18 protein-coding genes are annotated in these 23,656 nt (G+C 69.5%); 8 read left to right on the top strand and 10 right to left on the bottom strand.

Features of this window, described 5'->3' with window-relative positions; all coding sequences use genetic code 11:
* Positions 1-174 precede the first annotated feature (174 nt).
* The 3 genes from GTY96_RS35730 to GTY96_RS35720 all read right to left on the bottom strand — a co-directional run bounded on the left by GTY96_RS35730 (position 175) and on the right by GTY96_RS35720 (position 4,314).
* A complete protein-coding gene (locus tag GTY96_RS35730; protein WP_143902480.1) occupies positions 175-759 on the bottom strand; it encodes a hypothetical protein in 585 nt (194 codons plus the stop codon).
* A 275-nt stretch (positions 760-1,034) separates the two neighbouring features.
* A complete protein-coding gene (locus GTY96_RS35725) occupies positions 1,035-2,189 on the bottom strand; it encodes a hypothetical protein (RefSeq protein WP_143902478.1) in 1,155 nt (384 codons plus the stop codon).
* Positions 2,190-2,322: 133 nt separating this feature from the next.
* Entirely contained in the window at positions 2,323-4,314 is a 1,992-nt protein-coding gene (locus GTY96_RS35720) for a HEAT repeat domain-containing protein (protein WP_161667056.1), read from the bottom strand.
* A 382-nt stretch (positions 4,315-4,696) separates the two neighbouring features.
* Between GTY96_RS35720 and GTY96_RS35715 the strand changes: the two genes are divergently transcribed.
* Positions 4,697-5,689: an FG-GAP repeat domain-containing protein gene (locus GTY96_RS35715; protein ID WP_161667055.1), complete on the top strand. Its 993-nt coding sequence runs from the start codon at positions 4,697-4,699 to the stop codon at positions 5,687-5,689.
* 243 nt (positions 5,690-5,932) lie between these two features.
* Here the strand turns inward: GTY96_RS35715 and GTY96_RS35710 are convergent, their stop codons facing one another.
* The 5 genes from GTY96_RS35710 to GTY96_RS35690 form a co-directional block, all read right to left on the bottom strand.
* Complete coding sequence (locus tag GTY96_RS35710) at positions 5,933-6,712, bottom strand: Hint domain-containing protein (protein WP_235686108.1); 780 nt, start codon at positions 6,710-6,712, stop codon at positions 5,933-5,935.
* Positions 6,713-6,814: 102 nt separating this feature from the next.
* Positions 6,815-8,377, bottom strand: a complete 1,563-nt coding sequence (locus tag GTY96_RS35705) for a M4 family metallopeptidase (protein WP_255442238.1) — start codon at positions 8,375-8,377, stop codon at positions 6,815-6,817.
* Between the two features lie 152 nt (positions 8,378-8,529).
* Positions 8,530-9,342, bottom strand: a complete 813-nt coding sequence (locus GTY96_RS35700) for a hypothetical protein (protein ID WP_143902470.1) — start codon at positions 9,340-9,342, stop codon at positions 8,530-8,532.
* A 41-nt stretch (positions 9,343-9,383) separates the two neighbouring features.
* Complete coding sequence (locus tag GTY96_RS35695; protein ID WP_143902468.1) at positions 9,384-11,141, bottom strand: M1 aminopeptidase family protein; 1,758 nt, start codon at positions 11,139-11,141, stop codon at positions 9,384-9,386.
* Positions 11,142-11,292: 151 nt separating this feature from the next.
* On the bottom strand, positions 11,293-12,129 hold the full coding sequence (locus GTY96_RS35690) for a Hint domain-containing protein (protein WP_143902466.1): 837 nt from the start codon (positions 12,127-12,129) through the stop codon (positions 11,293-11,295).
* 611 nt (positions 12,130-12,740) lie between these two features.
* Here GTY96_RS35690 and GTY96_RS35685 point away from each other — a divergent pair.
* The 4 genes from GTY96_RS35685 (at position 12,741) to GTY96_RS35670 (ending at position 15,362) form a co-directional block, all read left to right on the top strand.
* Positions 12,741-13,325 (top strand): DNA-3-methyladenine glycosylase, encoded by a 585-nt coding sequence (locus GTY96_RS35685; RefSeq protein WP_143902464.1) that lies wholly within the window; start codon positions 12,741-12,743, stop codon positions 13,323-13,325.
* A gap of 35 nt (positions 13,326-13,360) precedes the next feature.
* Complete coding sequence (locus GTY96_RS35680) at positions 13,361-13,990, top strand: RNA polymerase sigma factor (RefSeq protein WP_143902462.1); 630 nt, start codon at positions 13,361-13,363, stop codon at positions 13,988-13,990.
* 65 nt (positions 13,991-14,055) lie between these two features.
* Positions 14,056-14,295 (top strand): anti-sigma factor family protein, encoded by a 240-nt coding sequence (locus tag GTY96_RS35675; protein ID WP_014399836.1) that lies wholly within the window; start codon positions 14,056-14,058, stop codon positions 14,293-14,295.
* The gene (locus tag GTY96_RS35670; protein WP_143902460.1) at positions 14,292-15,362 is read left to right on the top strand and encodes a radical SAM protein; all 1,071 of its coding nucleotides are present in this window, start codon (positions 14,292-14,294) and stop codon (positions 15,360-15,362) included. The genes GTY96_RS35675 and GTY96_RS35670 overlap by 4 nt, the downstream gene beginning before the upstream one ends.
* Before the next feature lie 286 nt (positions 15,363-15,648).
* Here the strand turns inward: GTY96_RS35670 and GTY96_RS35665 are convergent, their stop codons facing one another.
* The gene (locus GTY96_RS35665; RefSeq protein ID WP_161667054.1) at positions 15,649-16,239 is read right to left on the bottom strand and encodes a hypothetical protein; all 591 of its coding nucleotides are present in this window, start codon (positions 16,237-16,239) and stop codon (positions 15,649-15,651) included.
* A 264-nt stretch (positions 16,240-16,503) separates the two neighbouring features.
* Between GTY96_RS35665 and GTY96_RS35660 the strand changes: the two genes are divergently transcribed.
* The 3 genes from GTY96_RS35660 to GTY96_RS35650 all read left to right on the top strand — a co-directional run bounded on the left by GTY96_RS35660 (position 16,504) and on the right by GTY96_RS35650 (position 20,389).
* The gene (locus tag GTY96_RS35660) at positions 16,504-17,265 is read left to right on the top strand and encodes an SDR family oxidoreductase (protein WP_161667053.1); all 762 of its coding nucleotides are present in this window, start codon (positions 16,504-16,506) and stop codon (positions 17,263-17,265) included.
* Positions 17,266-17,459: 194 nt separating this feature from the next.
* Positions 17,460-18,083, top strand: coding sequence for a DedA family protein (locus tag GTY96_RS35655; protein WP_143902885.1), 624 nt, complete (start codon positions 17,460-17,462; stop codon positions 18,081-18,083).
* A 164-nt stretch (positions 18,084-18,247) separates the two neighbouring features.
* Positions 18,248-20,389: a hypothetical protein gene (locus GTY96_RS35650; RefSeq protein WP_161667052.1), complete on the top strand. Its 2,142-nt coding sequence runs from the start codon at positions 18,248-18,250 to the stop codon at positions 20,387-20,389.
* A gap of 57 nt (positions 20,390-20,446) precedes the next feature.
* Here GTY96_RS35650 and GTY96_RS35645 read toward each other — a convergent pair whose 3' ends face one another.
* A complete protein-coding gene (locus tag GTY96_RS35645; protein ID WP_161667051.1) occupies positions 20,447-23,596 on the bottom strand; it encodes an ABC transporter substrate-binding protein in 3,150 nt (1,049 codons plus the stop codon).
* Positions 23,597-23,656: the final 60 nt, after the last annotated feature.

Here is a 23,656-nt window from a genome sequence, read left to right as displayed (position 1 = left end):
CTGATCACACGGCGACAGCCCGCGTCGAGCCTCTGCCGCTTGCCTGCTCCCTTGAAGTAACCTGATCGGCGCTCTAGGGGATTGCCCGCGTCGTCCGTGCGGGCCCTGTCGCCGCGACCTCCCCGCGGGGAAGTCGCGGCGCGCGGCGAGGCCGCCAGAGGCGCGTGATTCAGCTCACTGGATGATGGTGGTGACCTGGGTCTCGCATGTGTCGGTTTCGATGTGGGACTGCCGTGCATCGAAGGCGCAGGTCGCGATGCCGTAGGTGGTCGCGTAGAGGGTGGCCGAGCAGACGCCGCCGGAGACGGAGACCACCAGCTGCCAGACACACGTCTTCGCGCCGGGGTTGGCCGGGTCCCGTTCGTTGTTCGTGTAGTAGTAGTACTGGCTCACTGCCGTGAGGGGAGGCAGGTTCATCCGGAAGTAGCCCGTGATGTTGGGCGGCGGATTCGAGCCCAACGGGTAGGGCGGCAGCCAGGTGGGAGTTCCGTAGAGGCTGTATCCGGGGAACAAGTTGGCGCCAGTCCAGTTGGCGATGAAGAAGGTCTCCGGGACGGTGGCTGCGAGCGACGACGAAGCACCTCCCCGGCTGCGCTGTGGGAGTTGCACCGTCTCCTGGGCGCGGATGCTGACGAACTCGCTGCGCCGGGTGAGCAGCTCGATGTCACCTTGGTGGTGGTACTGCGGCTCCGCGAACGCAAGCGACGGCATGAGGGACAGCAGGGAAACAGCCAGCGAGCACTTGAGGTTCCGCTTCATGAGGATGGGCTCCTTTGCCTGCCGCGGAGGGATGCAACGCGTGCAGCCGCGACCTCCACTCAGGGAAGGTGCGGTCGCGATATCGTACTCCAGGTGAGTGTGATTTAGCTCGCTGGATAATCTGTATAATGGTGAAGTCACGGTTGCACCGCCCGTGGGTCTTTACCTCTCCGACTTGAAGCCATCCGTGTCCAGCCAAGGCGACCACCGCGCTGACACCGGGGGGGGCCGGTCGCCACGCTTCGGGCGTGGCGACCGTCCTTGCGTCGACGACGTCAGGAACAGATGCCGAGCGGCTGCGATTCAGTGAGGTTCAGCAGCGCCCAGTTGCGGGTGATGCCGGGCCAGCTCGCGATGGTCACCCACCATGTCTTGCTGAAGAAGAGGATGCGGATCTTCGCGAACGCCTTCAGCGTGCCCGACAGCGTGTTCAGGTTGAGGTCCGACTTGAGCTTCCAGTCGAGCGTGCACACCGGCCAGAACAGCTCACCCGAGGACGGCATGGTCGCATTGATGAGGGCCACGCTCCCCTCCACTCCGAACGCCACGATGATGACGTCCACCGAGGCCGAAGCCGTGACGTTGGACCACCCGCCCGGAGTCGCCGACAACTTGGCCACCGTCGGGCCAATCTGCCCGTAGACGGTCAGCTTCACTCCGCCGGCGAGCGCCGCCTTCACGGTGATGGGCACCGGGCCCACCACGAACGTCTTGGAGACAGAGAAGAACGTGCGGCTCCAGTTGATGGGCGGCGGCGAGTACTCGGCGTACAGGCTGCTCGACCAGATCTCCTGCCCCAGCAGGTACAGGGCCGCGGTGCCACTGTTGGCGCCCCCGGCCTGGCCCGACACGTTGGCCCGCCCGCGGACCAGCTCCTTCTCCGTCGAGAAGGCGGTGCCGAAGATCTTGCCCTCCGCGACGGACTGGACCTTCTTCTCCGCGGTCTGCGTGGCCGTCTCCGCGGTGACCACCGCGTTGATGGAGTAGCCGGCGCCGAAGATGCTGTTGCCGAACTTCTCCGTGCGGACGTACGTCTTGTTGAACGTCTGGACCGGGTTCGTCCACGGCATGATCTCCGTGGGCGGCGGCACCAGGTGCTGGAACGCCTCGGGGATCGTCGCCTGCTGGATGGTGATGTTGTGCGTGTAGTCCGTTGGATCCAACTGGAGCACGCCCCCCGTCCTGTTCGTCTCGTCCTGGAGGATCGCGTACTCCTGGCCGACCGTGTACGTCGTGTTCGGGTTGAACGGAGCCACCTGCGACTCCCAAGCCACCCGGTCATTCATCACATAGCCCGCGGGATAGACCGCGAACGGATACTTCCCAGGCTGAACCACGTAAGGATTCGGGTCGACATAGCTCTGTGCGACCGCGAACCCCGGGAACACCACCGCAGCCAGCGCGATGGTACGGAATACGGACTTGAACATGTTTGGCCTTTCCTTGGGTGAAGCCAGCGGGTTTTACTCTCCGTGAAAACGCAGACATCGGTCGGTTGATGGCAATCCAGGCGTGTTGCCATTGCTGGGAATCGCCAGGAGAAGCGGTCGCGTCAGGTCCTCGTCAGCGAATGAGGTCGGAGCCCGGCTGTGAAGGGACGGCGCCCGTGGGCGTGTCGACGAAGACCGTGGCCATCCGGCGGATCTCGGGATGGCGCTCGTTCTGGCTGGCCCAGCGCAGCAATGCCATGGCGTCTGGCACGGAGCCGCGGACCTGGCCGAGGAGTTGGACGATGTCCGCGCGGACGCCATCCGAGGAGTCCTTGCGCAAGGCCTGTCCCAGCGCTGGAAGCAGGGGGGCCAGTGGACGGAATCCGCAGGAGAAGACAGCGCTCCTGCGCACCTCCGACACGGTGTCTGACAAGAGTCGCTCCGCCAGGAGACGGTCCGCCTCGGGGCCGGGGATCGCGCGCAAGGCCACCAGCGCCGACTCCCGGACCTGCGGAGACTCCGAGCGCAGCGCATCGGTGAGGGTCTGCAGCGCGCTCGGCGCCCGGGTGTTGCCCAGGGACCGCAGGATCAGGGACTGCTGCTCCGGCGAGCGCGCGCCGCGGTAGTTGTTCTTCAGCTCCTCGACCAGGGCATCGGAGCCCCGCGCGTCGGTGTCGCCCATCTGGTACGCGGCATTGCCGAACGCCAGCGTCGCCGTGCCCCGCAGCTTCGGATCCGGATCCTGGGCCAGCGTTCGCAGCGCATCCACGCCCTCCCGGTTGGGCTCACCCGCCGAGCCCAGCGCGGAGACCGCGTCCATGCGGACATCCGACTCCAGCGCGGTGTCTCCAGACGCGACCACGAGGGAGCGGATGGCCTCCGGCGTGCTGGCCGCGGAGAGCGCCCCCAGCAGGGGACTGGCGGCCAGGGGCGTGAGCCCCGAGCGCAGCAGGTCGGGGACCTTGAGGGCCTCGGCGGGGCGGAGCATGAAGAGCGCCCGGAGCTGCTCCAGGGCCCGCGTCCGCGCGTCGTCCCGGGCCTTCTCGTCCTCGGGCAGCGCCCTCAGCTCCTTGAGGATGTCGTCGAGGCTCCGGTTCCCCAGCACCTGTCGATGGTGGGCGAGCGGATCCGTCGCCTGCCCCTGGAAGCTGGCGAGCATGGCGGTGCTCAGGAAGGGCTCGCGCGCCGCGAACGCGTTGCTCAGCGAAGGGTCCATCCGCCGCTCGAGCAGGCGCAGGCTCAGCTCGAGCTCGTTGGTCACCGTGGGGACGCCCTCGCCCGAGTCCACCGTCAGCCGCTCCCGGCCGTTCAGTGACTGCGGCCACAGGTCCTCGCCCAGCTCGATGTTCGTGACGCCGCCGACGCTCAAGCGCAGGTCCGACCCCACCGGGAGGAGCCCCTGCGGCGTCGCCACCGCGCCATAGGTCTTCTTGCGCTTCTCGAAGCGGTTCGCGGGCAGGCGCTGATAGTCCGCCAGGTAGCGACCGGAGGTGTCGTACTCCTCGGACTGCCAGGTGGCCGGAGGGACCCCGCGCACCACGAACTGGGATGACGCCACCAGGGTCCGGAGCAGCCCGCGCGCCAGCTCGTCCACGCCCTGCTCGAAGTGCGTCAGCGTCACCGCCCCCGCCTTGTCGAGCGTCACGAAGAAGGGCATCGCGAGGATGGCCATCATCGCCTGACGCGCATCGGGCGCGATCGCGCTCTGCTCCTCGACGCTCAACTCGAACACGCTCGGCTTCAGGTGCACGCGGAGCTTGATGGCCTCGGCGTTGACGGAGACGACGCCGACCTCCCACTCACCCCGGAGGGAGAAATGCATGCCGGCGGGATGGGTCGCGTCCTTGCCCTGTCCCGGGGACCTTCCAAAAGAGACCTTCAGGTCCGCGCTCGCGGCATAGCGGTAGAGCATCCCCGCCACCCAGGCCCGCGCCCCGGTCGGGTCCTTTCCCGACGGTGCTCCCGCGACGGAAACAGGTGGCGCTGGCGACGGGACACCCGTGGCCGTCGAGCCGCCTCCCGCGGCCGCGGCGGCCACCCCGGAGTGGTTCCACCAGACGCCTCCCAGGCCCAGCAACACCAGGACAGAGGCCAGCGCGATGATACGGAAAGGCTTCCGGCGCACGGAGTCCTCCGAAGGGCGGCGATGCCGCCGTCAGAGATGGGGTTGGAAAGGCAACACTTGTATGTCAATGCGACTTGAAGGCAGTGTTCGGGGATTCCACGACACTCAAAAAGCCACGGGTTCTTTCATGGAGAAGCCTCTCGGTCGCTCTCGTCTTGCTTTCGGGCTCGCGCTGTCCTGTCTCACCTCGGAGTTGGCCGCGGGCCGCTCGCCCCGGGCCATGCTCCGAACCACTGTCATGCTTCTTGGCTGCGCGGGGCTCGCCTGCTCCTCGACCCCTCCCGCACCGCCTCCTCCGAAACCGCGATGGCTGGGCTTCCAGGAGGCCAGCACGACCCACTCCGCGGGCGGGGGACAGGCGCGGGGACTCCACGCCGCCGACGTGAGCGGAGATGGAATCCCCGACCTGGTCCTCATCGCGGCGGCCGAGGAGCAGGTCTCCATCCTGGAAGGGACAGGGGGCGGAGCCTTCGGCGCCCCCCACTCCCTCGCGGCGGGCACGACGCCCATGGACGTGGCCCTCACGGACATCGACCGGGATGGTCACCAGGACCTGCTCATCGTCGGCCACTTCGCCAACGCGCTGACCGTCCGCCTGGGACGCGGAGACGGAGCGTTCCAGGAGGCCGTCTCGTACTCCCTGGGCAATCACTCCCAGCGGGTGCAGGTCGCGGACCTCGATGCGGACGGCAACCTGGACGTCATGACGAAGAATGCCGGCTCGGCCGGCTTCTTCAACGTCACCCTGCTCGCGGGTCGCGGGGATGGGACCTTCGGCGAGGCCCGCCCCCACTCCGTCACGGGCCTCCCCCGGGACCTGCTCATCGCGGATGTGAACCAGGATGGCGTGCCCGACGTCCTCGTTCTCAACACCAACAGCTTCACCGTCGACGTGCTGCTCGGGCAGCGGGGCGGACCGCTGAGGGCCGTGGCCTCGCATCTCTTGGGAGGAACGGGAGACGACGAGCCCTTCCGGTTCGCGACCCTGGACGTGAATGGCGACGCCCGGGTGGATCTGGTCATCTCCCATGGCCTTGGCGCCTCCGGCTATCTCTCCGTGCACCAGGGCGACGGGAGGGGTGGCTTCACGGCCACGTCCCGCATTCCCGTCGACGAGCCCGGCGAGCTCGTGGCCGCGGACTTCAATCAAGATGGGAAGCCCGACCTCGCGCTCACCAGCTTCTCGGGGGGTGTCTTCCTGCTGCTTGGCAAGGGGGACGGCACCTTCGAAGCGCCCGAGCGGGTCGCGTCCGGCGCGCCCCCCACGTCGCTGCTGGCCGCCGACCTGAACGCGGACGGCTTCCCCGACCTGGCGTGGACCACCCAGGACACGGTGGAGGTCCTCCTGGGGGTCACGACACCCGTCCAGCCCTAGCGAACACCAGGCCACGCTTTCCGTCCTTGTCAGACAGGCGGCCCTTTCAAGGCCGTCTGATAAAGATTTCTCCGCCCCGGTTCGGGGACCGGGGCCGCGGCGCGGTGCCTCCTGGCTCCGGTGGAGGCCGAGTCGCGCACCGAGGGCTGAGGCCTCGGGAGCGCGACCTCCCCGGAAGGACGGGGCTCCGGCGAGACATCGCCGGAGCCCCACCTGGACGACCTGGGACGGGGCGGCGCCGGACTACAGGCCGCGGATGTCGAGGTCGTCGCGCAGCGACAGGCGGAAGTCGTCCTGCGCCCACTCGTTCTGGAAGCGCACGGAGCCCGTGAGGAAGCCTTCGGCGTTCATCACGTTCTCGATCTTCTCCTTGCTCTCCGGACGCACGTTCCACACCGTGCCCTTGAAGCTGAACACCGTCACGCGGGACAGGTGCAGCTTCGCGCCGTCGGCGCCCATCAGCACGTCACCGGCCGTCAGGGTCCGGGCCTTCACCATCGTTCCGTCCTCGAGGACCATCGGGTGCTCGGCCGTCACCTCCAGCCGGCGGCCCTCCTGGGTCTCCAGCGTGAAGATGTCTTCCTGGGTGTCACCCGCCACGAAGCTGCGGATGGGCTGCTCGCCGTAGCTCAGCAGGTCCGCGGTGGAGTCCTGCGACAGCGCCGTCACCGTGTGAACGCCCGACTCGTAGGCCTCCGGCACCGGAACCATGCGGCCCGCGAACTGCACCTTCATGCTCGGCGTGACGCAGCCCGCGACACACGTCCCCAGCTTGGTCAGGTTGGGGATGCAGGCCGCCGACTCCACCGCGGGCACGAAGAACGTACAGCTGGAGCCCGCGGGCACCGCCGGGTACGAGTAGCAGCCGTTGGTGAAGACCTGGTACTCGTTCTCTCCATTCAGGTACGCCTCACGCGTGGCGGTGATGAGGCCGCACCGACGAGCCCACGCGTTGCGCCCCTTCGCCAGCTCCGACGTGGTGAGCTGGTCGTCCTGGAAGCAACGGGTGGAGAGCTGGGCCATGGCCGTGCTCGAGAAGCAGACTGCGAAGACTGCGGATGCGATGAGGATGTGCTTCATGGGTTCTCCGTTGGGTTGTGTTTCGGTGGACTGCGCTTGCAACGCCTACGGCACACCCACGGCGCTCCAGGCGTTGCGCACCGAGTTCACGACGGAGGCGTCGTACCGGTCCTGCGCGGCCTGGACGGTGTAGGCCTTGGCCTGGGACATGGTGGTGGTCGACGTGTAGTAGTTGGTCGCCGCGAAGTAGAAGGTCTGCGCCGCGCGGTTCATGCCGACGCCGCCCACGTTGATGGCGGTCTTCCCTCGCGGGTGCGTGCCGCCGGTGACCAGCAGCTTGAACGCCAGGTTCTGGATGCCCGAGTTCCAGTGCACGCCGCCGTTGTCCGCGGTGCCCGTGTAGCGCTCCGGGTAGTAGTCCTTGGACGAGCCGTCCTGCGTCGGGTTGCCCATGTAGCGCAGCGCGTCCCCGTTGATTCCCGGCGTCCAGATGAACTCGCCAATCATCCACACGTTCGCGTCCACCACGCCGCCGCGGGACCAGCTCTCGCAGATGGCGGCGGAGACGTCGGACAGGCTCTCGTTGAGCGCGCCGGACTCATTGCGGTAGACGAGCCCGGACTCGTACTGCGTCACCGCGTGGGTGATTTCATGCGACGCGACGTCCAGGTCCAGGCCGAGCTGGCCCGAGTTGACGCCATCGCCATCGCCGAAGACGACCTGCACGCCGTCCCAGTAGGCGTTGACGTAGCCGGAGCCGTAGTGGACGGTGCTGGTGATGCCCGCGCCGTGGTCGTCGAACGAGTCACGGCCGAAGACCGTCTCGTAGCAGGCGTAGGTCGTACCGAGGTGGGCGTAGTTGCGGTCGATGTGATTGTCGCCCGTGGCCGCGCCGCCCTCGCTGCGCCGCAGCGTGCCCGGCGTCGTCCACTGGTTGTTGGCCGAGTAGAGGTTGCGGTTCATGGCGGAGTGGATCTGCGGGTGCACGTCGAGGATCTTCCCCGTGGCGGCGTCCACGTAGACCAGGTCGCGCGCGGGCATGCCCTCGCGGGTGCCCACCCGCGTCACTTCGTACGCGGAGGACAGGACGCCCTCGGCGCTCAGGTAGTAGACGACGCGAGGCTCCCCCTGGGCGCTGAGCGTGCCCGCGCCAGCGGCCGCCGCCTCCTGGGGCGACAGGCGGCTCAGCGTCGACGGCTCCACGGCTCCGCGCGCCGAGCCGTTGGCCGCATACACCTCGCCGGAGGCATTGACGTGGACGATGAGCTCGCCGCCCACCACCGGCACGCCCTTGCGCACCTGATCATACCGGACGTGGGTGAAGCCGATGTCGTCCGTGCGGGAGGAGCGCGCGCGCAGCTCGTCCACGCGGAGGCGGAACACCGGGGCGATGGCGCTCAGCGCCGAGGTCAGCGCCTCGCCGGCCTTGGGGGCCACGAGCGACCTGTCGGCGGTCCCCAGGTTGCCGCGGATGAACGTGGGGACGCCATCCTTGCTGACGTCCACCACCTCCACCTGCTTCAGGGCGGCGAGGGCCGCCCGCACATCCGCCGGCCCCTGCTGGACGCCTTCGGGAGAAGCCGTTGCACCCTCGGGTGCGTCGCCACAAGCGGCACCCATCACGACACAACACGCGCCAATCAACCCCTGCGTCCAGGCTCGATTCACAATACGCTCCTTGCTGCTGTTGGATGGTGCTTCGCGGATACAGCGCAGACGCAGCCCTCCCGAGCCCCCGGAGGCGGGGGTCGGTGAGTCGACTGGGGGGCCGTGGGTGCGCTGGTACGTCTGGACATGCGGAGATGTCCACGGCGGGGCTGCTAGAGGTGACGCGTCATCCGTCTGACTTCATCGGGGGAGGCCCCTGATTCGGCCAATCCCGCGACCAGCGCGTCGAGCAGCAGGCTCTTGAGCTTCTCGTTCTCCAGCTTCGTGTAGGTGTCGACGGCGAGCTGCCGGTCGACCTGGGCGAGCCGGAACAGGAGGTCGTACTTCTCTCCGACCAGACCCTTCTTCACCGAGTCGGACAGCCCCCGGTCGATGGGGGCCAGCGCGAGCGAGGTCATCGCGTCTCGCGCGGCCGTGTCCTTGGGCGCCAGTTCGAAGAGCAGGTCGATCATCGCCATCCGCTCCAGCACGGGCTCGGGCTTGCTCTCCAGGAACTGGGCGCCGTCGGGGAGTTGCTGGAGGGCGGAGGGGTCCGCCAGCGAGTCCTTCAGCGCGGCGATCTTCGGTCCGGCGCCGTTCCGCGTGAGCTCCTCGAGGAAGACCTCCTTGCGGAAGAAGGCATTGAAGCGCCCCGCCCGATACTGGACCGCCGCCTGCTTCGCGGCCTCGCGTTCGACCTGGACCGGGTCCTGCGCTCCAGCAGGTACGGGCACGGCCTTGGCGGTCGCGGGCCGCTCCCCGGGGCGCGCGGGCGCCGGGGCGGTGGCGCTCCGGGCGCCGGGCGTCATCGCCGTGGCGCCCGGTGGCCGCGCCGCGCCGGGTGACGCTGGAGCCCCGAAGCCCACCCAGGCGACGAGGGCATAGACTCCCGTGCCGACGAGGACCAGCAGCCCCAGCCCGGGGCCCACCATGCGCGCCCCGGACGACTTCTTCACAGCGGCATGCTCAGGCGGATGTCCACTCATGGGCTCCACTCCTTCTCGATGATGAAGTGACGCGTGGGAGATCAGAACAGCCAGCTCGGCGGGCGAGGCTCCTTCGTGAGCCCGAAGAACCTGCGGTTGACGACCCGATTCTCCGGGTCCACCGTCACCTGGACGAGCGGCTCGGTGAAGGGCACCGTGACGACGAGCGTGTCCGACGTCGGCGCCAGGCCATAGTTCAGGGTGACCAGCTTCTTCTGCGTGGCGCCCTCCAGCAGGACGTCCACCGACACGGGGAAGCGGGTGCCGGCGACGGACCACTGCTGCGCCGTCACCGTGAGCGCGCCATTCGCCTGCTGGGTCGTCACGTTGAAGTAGGGCCAGTCCGGGTCTCCGCTGCCATGGACCCAGGCCGCGAAGTAGGGGGCCAGATCCTTGCCGGAGACGAACTCGAGCGAGTCGCGCAGGTCGCTGACGCCGCGGTGTCCCGGCAACTTCAAGAAGTGCTTGATGCCATCGATGACCGTCTGCTGGCCCAGCAGGGGCTCCAGTTGCAGGAAGAGAATCATGGGCCCTGTGCCATAGACATCCGCCGCGCGGGATACCAAGACGGGGGGCGGTGAATCTCCTGGCTGCGGATAGTAGGCGGCGGTGCGAGCCAGCCGGTCCCAGTAGGCCCGCGTCTGCTCGGCCTCGCCCGCGGGGCGGCTCTGGAGCTCGAAGATATAGGTGAGGTACTCGGCGATGGCTTCCTTCCAGATGAAGTCCATGGAGGTCGACAGCGTCGTGCGATTGCCGGCCCACTGGTGCACGACCTCGTGCATCAACGTGTGCATGGTCATGTCTGCGTAGTCGCGCCGCAGGTCTGGCAGGTCTTCGCGGAGGATGATGTTGCCAGGGTGCTCCGCCCCCAACCAGTCCGTGGGCCCGCTCGCGACGCGGAGGTCCGTCCCATAGGGAAGCGGCCCGAGCAGCCCGATGATCCAGTTCAGGTACGCCGTGACGCTCGTCGCATTCAGGGAGCTGGCGAGGCGCCCCCCCGGAATCTCGAAGACGGTCAGCTTGAACTTGTTGGTGACCTCCGCGAACGTGCTGCTCACCCAGGCGCGGTTGGAGGCCACGGCGAAGGATGAATAGGTGGGCGCCTTCGTGAGGCCGGTCAGCTCGCACTTCGTGGTGGTGTTGTTGGGGAGCGTCCGGGTCCCCGGGCACAGGACGCGCTCATTGGAGGCGTGCTTGACGGTGATGACGTAGCTGGCGAGCTCGCTCGTGCGGTTGTCGCAGGGGCCGAACAGTTGACACGACTCGACCCAGTTCAGCAGGTAGGAGAACGTGTTGCCGCCGCGGTCCGTCCTACGGGAGAAGCCCACCTGCGTGTAGTCATAGGTCTGGAGCGGAACGGTGAGGTTCGCCTCGAGCTTCACCTGACCCGCGGCCTGGCCCGGACCACACACGCGCACGGCGCCAGGGAGCGTTTCGACGCGGAGGGCCGTCTGGCCGTTCCATTTGACGTTGGTGAGCCCACCGGGCGCGCCGACCACGAAACAGTCGCCTCCCGGGAAGTCCACGTTCAGGAAGAGCGCGGAGCGCGCGGCCCCCGTCTGCGTGTTGAATTCGTATTCATACCGGGTGACGGTGGCCGAGAACTCTCCCTGCGGCCCCGCGAGCGGCGCGGTGCCATCGAAGGCGTACTCCATCGTGCGTGGACTGCCCGGCGCGACAGGGTCCTCTCCCATCGGGTCACAGCCAGCCGCCCCCAGCCCCAGCACTCCTGCCACCAGCAGCCTGCGCAAGGCCCTGCCCGCGAACCCCTCGCCGGTGAATCCTTCATCGCTTCGCATAGAGTCCTTCTCGTGACGTGACGAGAACAGCGAGGCAGGCCCCGGAGCCCAGCGAGCCCGCCTCGCGATGCCATCCCTTCGCTCACTTCAAACGCTCCCAAGAGGGCGATGGATGCCCCTCGGGAGCACACGACGGGTGCGGCGAACTGGCTCAGAGACCGTCGACAGACGCCTCGTCACGCAGCGAGAGGCGATAGTGGTCGTCGGCCCACTCGTTCTGGAACCGCACGGAGCCCGTCAGCAGGCCCTCCACGTCGAGGACGTTCTCGATCTTCTCGTGGCTGGTGGGCTGGACGTTCCAGGTCTTGCCCTCGTAGCGGAACACGGAGATCTGGCGGATCTCCACCCGCTCACCCTGGGTGCCGAGGAGCAGGTCGCCGTCCTTCAGCGACTTCGCCTTCACCATCTCGCCGGAGGCGAGGACCATCGGGTGCTCGGCCGTCACCTCGACGCGGCGACCATCCGCGGTCTCGATGGCGAACACGTCCTCCACGGTGTCGCCCGCGACGAAGGCGCGAATCGGCTGCTCACCCGTGGCGGGCGCGTCGAGCAGCGCGTCCTTGGTGAGCGCCGTGACGGTGCGGACACCGGAGGCGTAGGCGTCGGCGATGGGCCAGTACTCGCCGCCGAAGGAGACGCGCTGCTTCGCCGTGTAGCAACCCGTCACGCACGTCCCCAGCTTGACGAGGTTCGGGATGCAGGCGGCGTTCACGTCGACCGGGACATAGAAGGTACAGGTCGTGGTGGGGCCCGTGGTGGCGAACGAATAGCAGCCGCCGGAGTACACCTGGTACTCGCCCTCGGCGTTGAGGAAGTCCCGCTTGGCCTGAGAGATGTAGCCACACTTGAAGGACCAGTTGTTACGGCCCTGTGACAGCGTGGTGGTGGTGAGTTGGTCATCGGTGAAGCATCGCGTGGCGAGCTGGGCCGATGCCGTCGAGGAGAGCACTGCACAGGCAAGAACAGCCAGGCAAGAAAGTCCCTTCATGGTCTTCTCCTAGAATATTCAGCTAATGCTGTTTTTTACGGCAATGTCGACTATGCTCGTCTTCACTCAAAGTAAAGTAGAATTGCCAGTGCTGGCAAGTCAAGGCCTGAGAATTTTGCGGGTTTGGATGGATTCCGCCTGGGATTGAAATGGATGAGCCCGATCCTGCCGGGCGAGCCCTGGGATTGACGCGCGACCCAAGGAAGGCGACGTGAATCCAGTGGCTTGCGTGGACTCAATGACAGACGAATCCATGTCGCTGGATTCTGGAATCGCAACGCGACTTGCCGCGGCGGCCGAATGCGGCGCGTCAGTGAAGACGCGGCGCGGTACAGGAAATGCCGTGTGATGGCGTTGGTGGATGGCAAATCAACACGGACGATGAGTCCGTATGGAAATGGCGCCGCGTCCCCCGCTTCCTTGGCCGGGTGAAGCTTGACGCGTGGGCTGCTGCGTGTCGCTCATGCATGGAGTTGCTTCGGTTTCGTTGGGTCCGTTCAGCGAGGGTGGGTGCAACCCGCGGCGCAGGCCCCCCGCCTTCGGCCACCCGTCCCCCGCCAACCATGGGAAGAGGTTGACGGACCCCCACCCGAGGCGGGAAGGACCGCGCCGTGCCAAGACTGCCCCTGACCTTCTACGCGCGCCCCGCCCTGGAGGTGGCGCGCGACCTCCTGGGGACGCTGCTGGTGGTGGACGGCGTGGCGGGCCGCCGCGTGGGCCGCATCGTGGAGGTGGAGGCCTACCTGGGCGAGCATGACCTGGCGAGTCACTCCGCCAAGGGGCGCACGCCGCGCACGGAGGTGATGTTCGGGCCGGCGGGGCGGTCGTACGTCTACCTCATCTATGGGATGCACCACTGCTTCAACGTGGTCACGGATGGGGAAGGGGTGGCGTCGGCGGTGCTGGTGCGGGGCGTGGAGCCGGTGGAGGGCATCCCACCCGGCGAGCGCACGGACGGTCCCGGGAGGCTGTGTCGGGTGCTGGGGGTGAACCTGAACCACAACGGGCTCTGGCTGGACTCGGACCGGCTGCACCTGTCTCCGGGGACGCCGGTGCCGGAGGCGCGGGTGGCGCGGGGGCCGCGCATCGGGGTGGAGTACGCCGGGGCGTGGGCCGCTGAACCCTTGCGGCTGTGGGACCGGGACAGTGGACACGTCAGCCGCTTCGTGTCCCGGGGGCCTCGCCGTCGGCCTTGACGCGGAACGTTCCGGCTGGTTGGGTGGAAAGCGCCATGTCCCACGAGGTTCCCCAGGAAGATGACCGGCAGGAAGAAGACCGGCGTCTCCTGGCGCGGGCTCAGGACGGGGACGTTTCCGCCTTCGAGACGCTCGTCGGCCTGCACCAGGACCGGGTGTACGGCCTGGCGCTGCGGATGACGCGCTCGGAGGCGGACGCGGCGGAAATCACCCAGGACACCTTCTTGTCCGCCTATCAACACCTCAAGGACTTCCGGGGCGAGGCGGCCTTCGGGTCCTGGGTCCACCGCATCGCGGCCAACCACGCGCTCATGCGCCTGCGTCACCGGCGGGTGGCCCAGGCGGCGGAGGCCGAATTGCAGGCCCCGGAGTTCACCGAGCGGGGGACCCTGGCGGACTACCCCGTCACGGACTGGAGCCGGGACGCGGAGGAGAAGGCGCTGGACGCGGAGCTGGGGCAGGCCATCCAGCAGGCGGCCGACCGGCTTCCCGAGGGGTACCGGGAAGTCTTCCTCTTGAAAGATGTGGACGGCCTCAGCTACGAACAGATCTCGGAAGCGACGGGGGATTCCATCCCCGCAATCAAGAGCCGCCTGCATCGGGCGCGGCTCGCGCTGCGAGAAGCCATCGACCTGTTCTACAACCGGGACAATCGCGGGGTGTGAAACCCCCAGGGCGCCTCGGCATCTTCGAACTGGAACGAGGGGAGCCGCAGCCAGCCGAGGTTCGGATGTATACGTGCAAAGATTCCATCAACCTCCTGCTGGAATTCCTCGAGGGTGAGATGCCCGAGGAGGAGGCGCGGCACCTCCAGGAGCACCTGTCGGGCTGCAAGCCCTGCGAGGAGTTCCTCAGCACCTACCGGGCCACGCCCGGGCTGTGCAAGCGCGCCATGGCGCTGAAGATGCCCCGCGAGGTGTCGGCGAAGCTGACCGAGTTCCTGCGCTCGAAGATCAAGTCCTGCTCGTGAACCTGAAACAACTGTCGCTGCCAGAGCTGGAAGCGGCGCTCGCGCCGGCCCAGCCTTCTCCCACCGCGGTGCGCAAGGTGTTCGCGGGGGTCTTCGCCCATGCGCGGCCCACGGTGGAGGCCGTCGCGCAGGCGCCCCAGGTGCCGCGCCGCGTGGCGGACCTGCTCCGGGCCCAGGCCCAGATGCCCTCCCTGAAGGTGGTGGAGCGGCGGCAGGCGGACGACGGGTTCGTGAAGTACCTCTTCGAGTCGCCGCTGGGCGGCCGCATCGAGGCGGTGCGCATCCCCATCTTCGAGGAGAAGTACGTCGTCTGTGTGTCCAGCCAGGTGGGCTGCGCGCTGGCGTGCGACTTCTGCATGACGGGCAAGCTGGGCTTCCAGCGCAACCTTCAGACCTGGGAGATCCTGGATCAGGTGATGCAGGTGCGGGCGGAGGCGGACCGGCGCGTGGGCGGCGTGGTGTTCATGGGGATGGGCGAGCCGTTGCTCAACTACAAGGAGACGGTGCGCGCGGCGCAGATCCTCTCGCACCCGGCGGGCTTCTCCATCTCCGGCACGGCCATCACGTTCTCCACGGCGGGGCACGTGCCGGCCATCCGGCGCTACACGCGCGAGGGGCATCCGTTCCGGCTGGCGTTCTCCGTGACGAGCGCCATCCCGGAGAAGCGCGCGAAGGTGCTCCCCATCGAGAAGACGCACCCGCTGCCGGAGCTGATCCAGGCCATCCGCGAGTACAGCGAGGCGCGGCGGGAGCGGGCGATGATCGCCTACGTGGCCATCCAGGGCTTCAACCTGGGGCGCGAGGACGCGGAGGCGCTGAAGGTGGCCTTCGAGGGCATCCCCATCAAGGTGGACCTCATCGACGTGACGGACCCGACGGGGAAGTACCTGCCGCCCACGGCGGAGGAGTTGAGCGCGTTTCGCGACCACCTCCAGATTCTCAAGGCGCCCATCGCGCGGCGCTATTCGGGCGGCAAGGAGATTGGCGCCGCGTGCGGCACGCTGGCGGCCAGTCAGTACGGCGGCACGGTGTTGCCGACGCCCGCGGCGTCGCGCCCCGCCGTGTAGTTTCCCCAGGGCTGCCACCGGAGCAGCCCGTCGCGCCACGACGGCGTTCGCACCTCCCGGGCTCTTGCTCAGCGCCGCAGGCGCTTGCCCATGGCAGCCGCTGCTTGTTCAGCGCAGCCGCTGCTTGTTCAGCGCAGCCGCTGCTTGTTCAGCGCAGCCGCCGCTTGTTCAGCGCAGCCGCTGCTTGCTCAGCGCAGCCGATGCTTGCTCAGCGCAGCCGATGCTTGCTCAGCGCTGTGTGCGCGCTCAGTGCCGGTGATGCCTGATCAGCGCTGTGGGTGCTTGCTCAGCGCCGCTGGTCCTTGCGGGCCTGGGTGCGGCGGTTGCGTGCCACTGCGTGCGCGTTGCGGCGGACCGCGGTGAAGCCCTGCTGCTTGCGCGCGCCGCCCTTGCGCCGCTGGGTGCGTGTCTCGCGGACCGAGGCCGTCGCGGTGCGTCCCGCGGCACGCACGCGGCGGACAGGCTTGCGTCCACCCGAAGCTCGCGGCGTCTTCCGGGCGGGCGTCGCCGTGCGCGTCCTCCGCGCGCCCACCACCTTGCGCGGGGGCCGGGTGAGAGTCCTCGCCGCCATGCGCTCCACCTGCGCCAGTCGCTTCTCGAAGCGCGTCAGCGCCTGCTGGAAGTAGCGCGCCTTGCGCACCGTGTTCGCGTTGCCCTCGGCGCGCCGGGAGCGGGTGGGCACGCGCTTGCGCAGGGCCTCTCGCCGCTGAATTCGCGCCAGGTCCTCGTACTTCTTCATGAGGCGCCGCGCGCGCTGGATGCGCCCGCGCAGTTCCCGGGACGACAGCTCCGTCACCTTGCCGGGAGTGCTGGACAGCACGAGCCGGACTTCGGGTTCCGACAGCAGGGACATCTTGGTCGTGAGACTCGTAGGCAAGGGCTCCTCCCAGTCAGGGTGCGCTTCGTCGCGAAACGTCCTCATGTGCTCCCTGGCGAGCAACCTGCACCCTGGGACGATGGGAGGTGACGCCTGATCAAGCAGGCCCTCCTCGCCGCATGGGGCCCGGTGCGCGCCCCTGGATTCGACCGCAACAAGCGGAGCGCGGGCTCCTCCAGCAACCGCTACTCAGGCTGTGCGCCGCTGCTTCGGCTCCGCGGGCGCGACTCTCAAGGGGGCCACGGTGTCATGGAGGAAACGCGAATGACGCAGCGCTTGAGCGGGAAGGTGGCCATCGTGACGGGGGCGGGTTCGGGAATCGGCCGGGCCACGGCCCTCGCGTTCGCGCAGGAGGGCGCGCGGGTGGTGGCGGCCGGCAGGCGTGTCCCGGAGCTGGAGGCCACCGCGCGGCTGGCTCGCGAGACGGGCGGGCAGGTGGTGGCCCACGCCGCGGACGTGACGAAGGAGGGCGAGGTCGAAGCCCTGACCCGGTTCACGCAAGCGACGTTCGGGCGCCTCGATGTGGGCGTCAACGCCGCGGGAGGCAGCTTCGGCGGCGCGCCGACCCACGCGATGGAGACGGCCTGCTTCCGGGAGTGGCTGGACGGCTACCTGGTGAGCGCGTTCATGTCGACGAAGCATGAGGTGGGCGCGATGCTGAAATCAGGCGGAGGCAGCGTCATCAATATCGGGACCTTCGTCGGATACACGAAGGCGATGCCCGGGACGTCCGGGTACGCCGCCGCCAAGACGGGGCTCATCGGGCTCACGCGCACCGTCGCCGCCGAGTACGCCCTGCAAGGAGTCCGCGCGAACGTCCTCGTCTCCGGAGGCGCGGATACGCCCATGTTCCGGCAATGGAACGAGACGGAGGCGCAGCGCACCGCCGCCGCGCGGCTCCATGCGCTCCAGCGGATCGCGAGCCCCGAGGAGATCGCCAACGCGGCCGTCTTCCTCGCGAGCGACGAGTCCTCCTTCGTCACGGGCAGCGTCTTCACCGTCGACGGTGGGCTCTCGCTCGTCTGAGTCCGGCCCGGCCCGGGCGGTCCTCGCGACCGCGCGGGCCGCCCGGGGCTGGGGGGCCTCCGAGGCGCCGCGAGGACCTGGCGCCCTGGGCGTGTTCACCGGCGGGCGGGCGGGGGCTCGCATGGGTTCCGCCTGGAGCGAACAAGGCTTATGTCTGCTCACGGAACCCTTGGGTGGGAGCAGCCGCGCGGATGATGTGGATCGAGCACGTCGACAAGCTGATTGGGGCGCTAGGGCCGTTCGGGTTCCTGGTGCTCGGCGTGGCGGCGATGCTGGAGTACGTGGTGCCGCCGTTCCCCGGGGACACCATCGTCCTCATGGGCGGCATCTACGCCGTGCGGGGTGAGAAGCCCTGGTGGCTGGTGCTGGCGGTGGTGACCGCGGGCAGCGTGGTGGGCGCGTTCATCAACTACGAAGTGGGCCAGTGGCTGGCGAAGCGCTTCGAGGCGAATCCGGGGCGCTCCTTCTTCGGGCTCACGCACGCGCGGCTGGAGTCGGTGCAGGCGCGGATGCGGCACACGGGGCCGTGGCTGCTCCTGGTGAACCGGTTCCTGCCGGGCATCCGGGGCATCATCTTCATCGCGGCGGGCGCGGCGCGGGTGCCCCGCATCAACGCGCTGCTGCTGGGCGCGGTGTCCGCGCTGGCGCACAGCGGCCTGATTCTGGCGTTGGGCATGGCGGTGGGGGGCAACCTGGAGCGCCTGACGCTGCTCGTGTCGCGCTACCAGTACGCGGTCATCGGGTTGATTGGAGTGGCGGCGCTGGGCTTCGGCGTGAGGGCGCTGACACGCCGGCGCGCGTCGCCCGTGGGGCCATAGCGACGCCAGCGCCCACTCGCCGTGCGCGGCGGAGGGCATGGACCGGGCGCGGTGGTGCCCGCGAACGCGGGATGGCCCGCCGGGGCGTGGAGACTGTGCGCGGGGCGACCCGCACGCGGAGGGCGCACGTTGCGCGGAGCCGGGTGGCGCGGTTGAGTCAGGGCATGGTCCGTGCTAGTGCTCGCTGGTGGCTCCTGATGTTGCTGCTCCTGGGTGGGTGCCAATGTGGTGATGGCCCCAACGTGGGCGGCGCGAGCGCCAGCTTCCGGCCGCAGGACACGGTGGTGGACTTCGGCCGGGTGCTGGAGGGCACCCAGGTGCGCCGCTCGCTGACGTTGGTGGCCACCGGCCGCGCGGGCGTCCAGGTGGAGGCGGTGACGGACGCGCCCTTCTTCGTCGTCGTGTCCCAGATTGTCGTGACGGGCAGCGGCACGGGCACGGTGGACATCCTGTTCTCGGCGGGCAGCGAGCCCGTGGAGGGCGAGCTGGTGCTCACCGCGGGGCGCACCACGGCGAAGGTGAAGCTCGTGGGCGTGGGCGTGCGTCCGCTGCCGTGCGTGCCACAGGGCGAGTGCCGCGAGTCGCGCTTCGACCTGGAGTCCGGCCTGTGCATCGAGTCCCCGCAGGCGGACGGCGCATCATGCATCCCCAGCAGCCGCTGCCAGGAGAATGGCACATGCCAGGCGGGCGTCTGCGTGGGGAGGCCACGCACGTGCAATGACGACAACCCGTGCACGGTGGACAGCTGCTCTCCGACGCAGGGCTGCGTGACGGAGAAGGTCGTGTGCCCGCCGCCGCGCGACCCGTGCAAGGCGGGGGTGTGCGACCGCAACGTGGGCTGCAAGGAGGTGGACGTGGCGGACTTCAGCCCGTGCGGCGCGGTGAGCTGCCAGCGGGCCGAGGTCTGCATCAGTGGCACGTGCCGGTCGGTGACGCCGCCGGACGGCTTCGTCTGCGCTCCCGCCACCCCCTGTCAGGACGAGGGCACGTGCCAGGAGGGCGCGTGCGTGCGTCCGGACGCGGGGGACCTGGAGGCCGTCTTCAGCGCGGCGCTGGGAGGCGAGCCGGTCGCGGAGGACGGTGGACCGGTGCTGCTGGCGGATGACGACACGGTCTACGCGTCGGTGTGCGGCGAGGACGCGGGCTGCTGGCTCGCCGCGTACACGGATCGCGGGCTGCTTCGCTACGAATCGCCCTACGCGGATGGGGGGGCGCGGACGTTGCTGGCGGCGTCGGGCGCGGGCGTGGTGGTGCTCGCGCCGGAGGCACTGGAGGCCTATGCGCCCCGGGGGGCGGGGGAGCTTCGCTGGCGCGCGCCGCTGGGGGCCTCCGTTGGGGCGCTGGACGCAGGGGTGCCCGCGGGTGTGCCCGGCACGGGCGCGGGCCGCGTGGCGCTCACGGCGGAAGGCGAGGTGCTGACGTATGTCACGTGGAGCGAGACACCGTTCGCGGGCGCGGAGGCGCGGCGCTCGCGGCTGGTGATGCTGAGCGCGGATGCGGGAGTGCCGCTCGCGGTGGGGCCTGACGAGCCGGGGGGCGGCGCGGCTCGGCTCGCCGTCGACGCCGCGCGCGGGGCATATCTCTATACGCCGTGGGACGGACGGCTGGCCTTCACATCCTGGGCGCCGCCTGACGCGGACGCAGGGGTCGCGCCGCTGAGCCTCGATGCGCTCGGCGCCGGTGTCCCGGGGGGCGCGGCGTCGCTGGCGCTCGCGTCCGGACGGTTGTTGGTGGGCACGCAGGCGTTCGTGGACACGGATGGGGGCGTGCTCGGGGCGCTGGACTGGGACGGCGGTGTTCGCACGCTGTCCCCCCTGGCCGAGCCCGTGCTGGTGTCCCCTGGGGGCGCGGTCGGACATGCGTTCGCGCTCGCGTGCGACCGCACGGATGGCCTCCCGTGTCCGCCCGAGGCGCTGCGCACCGTGCTGCGCGCCTTCCGCTCCGACGACGGCGGGGGCCTCTCCGAAGTGGACGTGCTGCCTTCGCCGGTGCTCCCCGGGGTCTTCCACGAAGCCGCGTTGCTCCAGCGGGACATCGTGGGCGTCCTCGCGGACGTGGAGCTGCCGGATGGTCAGCGGCAGGCGTGGTTGGAGTGGATCTCTTCAGGCAGGAAGGCCAGCCAGTGCTCACTGCCGGGCCGCGTCCATGTCGCGGGGGCTGTGTTCGCGGGCGACATGCTGCACGTGGCCTTGCGCCGCGACGGGGTCTGGCTGCTGGAGTCCTATCCGCTGGGAGGGCGCACCGAGTCCCGTGGCTGGCCCCTGCGGCACGCCAGTCCCGGAGGCTCCCGCCGGGCGGCGCCTTAGGCCGGCCGAGGTCCGCGGCGTCCGACGCAGCCGCGGGTTTCGCCCTCACCGGGCAGCTCAGGCGCCCGCGCTGGGGTCCACCCAGAGGTCCTCGAAGCGCACCTGCGGAGGTGTCTGGTGCAGCCGCAGGTTTTGCACCGACGCCACCGCCGCCGCGTGGGTGCGGTCGTGGTACAGCGGGATGAGCGGGCAGTCCTCGCGCGCCAGCAACTCCGCGCGCCGGTAGAGCTGCGAGCGCAGCTCTGGATCAATGGACACCCGCGCCTCCGCGGTGAGCCGATCCAGCTCCGGATTGCGGTAGCCCAGCGGGTAGACCGTCTGCGCGCTGGAGTTGAGCAGGAAGTGCAGGAAGGCATCCGCGTCCGGGAAGTCCGCCAGCCACAGCGTGCGGAAGGCCGGGACCTTCCCCTCGCGCAGCCGCGGCAGGTACTCCTCCGGGCTCATCTGCACGTGCCGCAGCTCCAGCAGCCCCGCTTGAATCAACGGGCGGAAGAGCACCGCGTCCTCGGCGGACGTGTCGCGCCCCACCGGATGGTGCAGGTTCAGCTGCAACCGCCGCACGCCCGCCTCGCGCAACAGCCGCTCCGCCAGCGCCAGGTCCGGCCCCGGAGCGGGACCCAGCTCGGCGGCCCCTTCCAGCAGCTCCGGGGGCGTGAAGGTGCGGGCCACCCGCGCGCCCGGATGGAACTGCTGCACCACGCCCGGGATGTCCATGCCCGCGCGCAGCGCCCGGCGCACGCGCACGTCGTTGTAGGGCGCCTCGTGCAGGTTGAGGCCCACGAACGCCGTGGAGGGCGTGGTGCTGGCCACGACCTGATGCGCCTCCAGGCCCTTGGCCTCCGTGTGCTCGACGTGCAGGTAGGACACGAGGTCCACCTGCCCGTCCAAGAGCTGCCGCACCGCCTGATCCCGTGAGTCCGACAGGAGGAACTCCAGCCGGTCCAGCAGCGGAGTCCCGCTGCGCCAGTAGCCCGGGTTGCGCTCCAGCACGATGCGGTCCGACTCCAGACCGACGACGCGGAACGGCCCGGAGCCCACCAGCTTGCCGGAGGGGTCCATCTTCGCCACCGCCGTGGGCGTCAGCGCCATGAGCTGGAGGAAGAACGCCTTGGGCTCGCGCAGGCGGATCTCCAGCGTGCCCTCGTCCAGCACCTCGATGCCCGTCACCTCGCGCGCGAGGCCGCTGGCGTACTCCCGAGCGCCCTCCACGTCCTCCAGCAGGCTGCGGTCCGGCGAACGCAACGCCGGGTCCATCAACCGCTCCAGGTGTCGCTTCACGTCCTGGGCGGTGAGCATCGTGCCGTCGTGGAAGGTGACGCCCCGGCGCAGATAGAAGCGGTAGCGGCGCGCGGAGGGGTCCGCGTCCCAGCGCTCGGCCAGGTCGGGCACCAGCATGCCGTCCTCCAGCCGCACGAGGCAGGAGAAGAGGCACGCCGTCAGCTCCGCCATCTGGTTCTCGACGCTGTACAGCGGATCCACCGTCTGCCGGCTGCGCAAGGACCCCGACTGGTGCACCCCCACCCGCAGCGTGCCGCCCGCGCGCGCCCGAGGCAGCTGGAAGCGGAACACCTCCGCCTCCAGGCTCGCGGTCTCATGGCCCAGCTGGTCCACCGTGCGATCCAACCCGTCGCCAATGCGGATGACCCGGCGCGCGTCCTCGCGCACCTGCGCGACCTCCTCGCGGATGGACGCGTCACCCCGGGTGAGCACCTGATGGGCCTGCCGCAGCTCCTCAATGGCGGCGCTCAGGCGCATCACCGCTTCCGACAGGTCGCGGCCCGTGCGCGCCTGGGCCTCCGCCTTCTGGCCGGCGCTCTGCCCCACGCGCGACATCTCTTGAATCTGTCGCACCAGGTCCCGCGCGTTGCCGGACTGCTCAATGGCCATGCGCGTGATGTCCTCCACGCGCCGGGCCACGCGCTTGCTGGCCTCCACGACCGTGGCGCCCTGCGCCTCCAGCCGCTGCGTCTCCATCACCGTGGCTTCCACGGCCGCGAAGGTGCGCTGGGTGATGCTGCGGATCTCCCCCAGGGCCTCGGCGGCGCGGTCGCCCAGGGCCACGCCCGCGGTGGCCTGCTCGCGGCCCTCCTGCACCAGGGCCACGGCGGTCTCCACCGCGTCGCGGATGCCGGTGACCATGGTGCCAATCTCGCGCGTGGAGCGCGTGGTGCGCTCCGCGAGGCTGCGGATCTCATTGGCCACCACGCCGAAGGGGCGGCCGTGCTCGCCGGCCTGCGCGGCGATGATGGCGGCGTTGAGGGCCAGCAGGTTCGTCTGGTCGGCGATCTCCTGGATGACGTCCACGATGCGGCCAATCTCCATGGACCGCGTGCCGAGCATCTCCATCAGCTCGGCCGCCTTGCGCACCGTCTCCTCCACCCGGTACATGCCCTGCACGCTGTCGCCCACCAGGGTCTCGCCGCGCTGGGCGGTGGCGGTGACGGCCATGGCCATGCTGTTGGTGTCGGTGGCCCGCCGGCGCACGGCGTCGATGCCGCCCTCCACCAGCGCGACGAAGTCCTCCGCCTCGGACGCGAAGCGGCCCAGCTCGTCACCCGACGCCGCGATGTGCGTCAGCCGCTCCGTCATCGCCTGGGTGAGGCCGCTGGTGCGCTGGCTGAAGTCGTTGACCGTCTCCAGGCCATCCACCACCTGGTGCAGCCGCTCCGTCATCTCCAGCAGGGCGCCCGTGGTCTCATGCGCGAAGGTCTCGATGTGCAGCACGCGCTTGATGGCCACCTGGAGGCTGGTGCCGTTGCCCGCCACCGCGGTGAGCGTGCGCTCCACGGCGCCGCCCTGACGGCGCGCGGCCTCCAGCAACATGCGGGCCTGGTCGCTCACGCCGTTGCCGGTGCGGTGCAGGTTGCTCGTCACGCGCTGCACCTGGGACATGGCGCGGCGCAGGGAGAGGATGAGGCGGCGCAGGTCCTCCTGGCCCTCGAAGCCCTGGTGGATGGGCGTGGTGAGGTCGCCTTCGGCGAGGCGTGACATCAGGTCGCGCCGCTCGCGCCGCCGCATCGCCGCGAAGCGGAACCACGCGAGGTAGCTGCCCGCCAGCCAGAGGAACGGAACCCCGAGCAGCAGCACCGCCCACCCGGCCGTGTCGTCCGGCTTGCCCGTCACCCACCACAACAGCAGGCCCAGGATGAAGGCGGAGACCAGGGCCGCCGCCAGCCCGAACGAGAAGAGGTACCGTTTGGCGCCCATGGACGGGATGAACGCTATCCCGCCTTCTCGCGCCGGTCCTCAATTCGACGCATGCTCCGC

Source organism: Corallococcus silvisoli (genome assembly GCF_009909145.1).
Lineage (GTDB): Bacteria > Myxococcota > Myxococcia > Myxococcales > Myxococcaceae > Corallococcus > Corallococcus silvisoli.
Note: the sequence above shows the minus strand (reverse complement) of the source record. Positions and strands in the feature narration are given on the sequence as shown.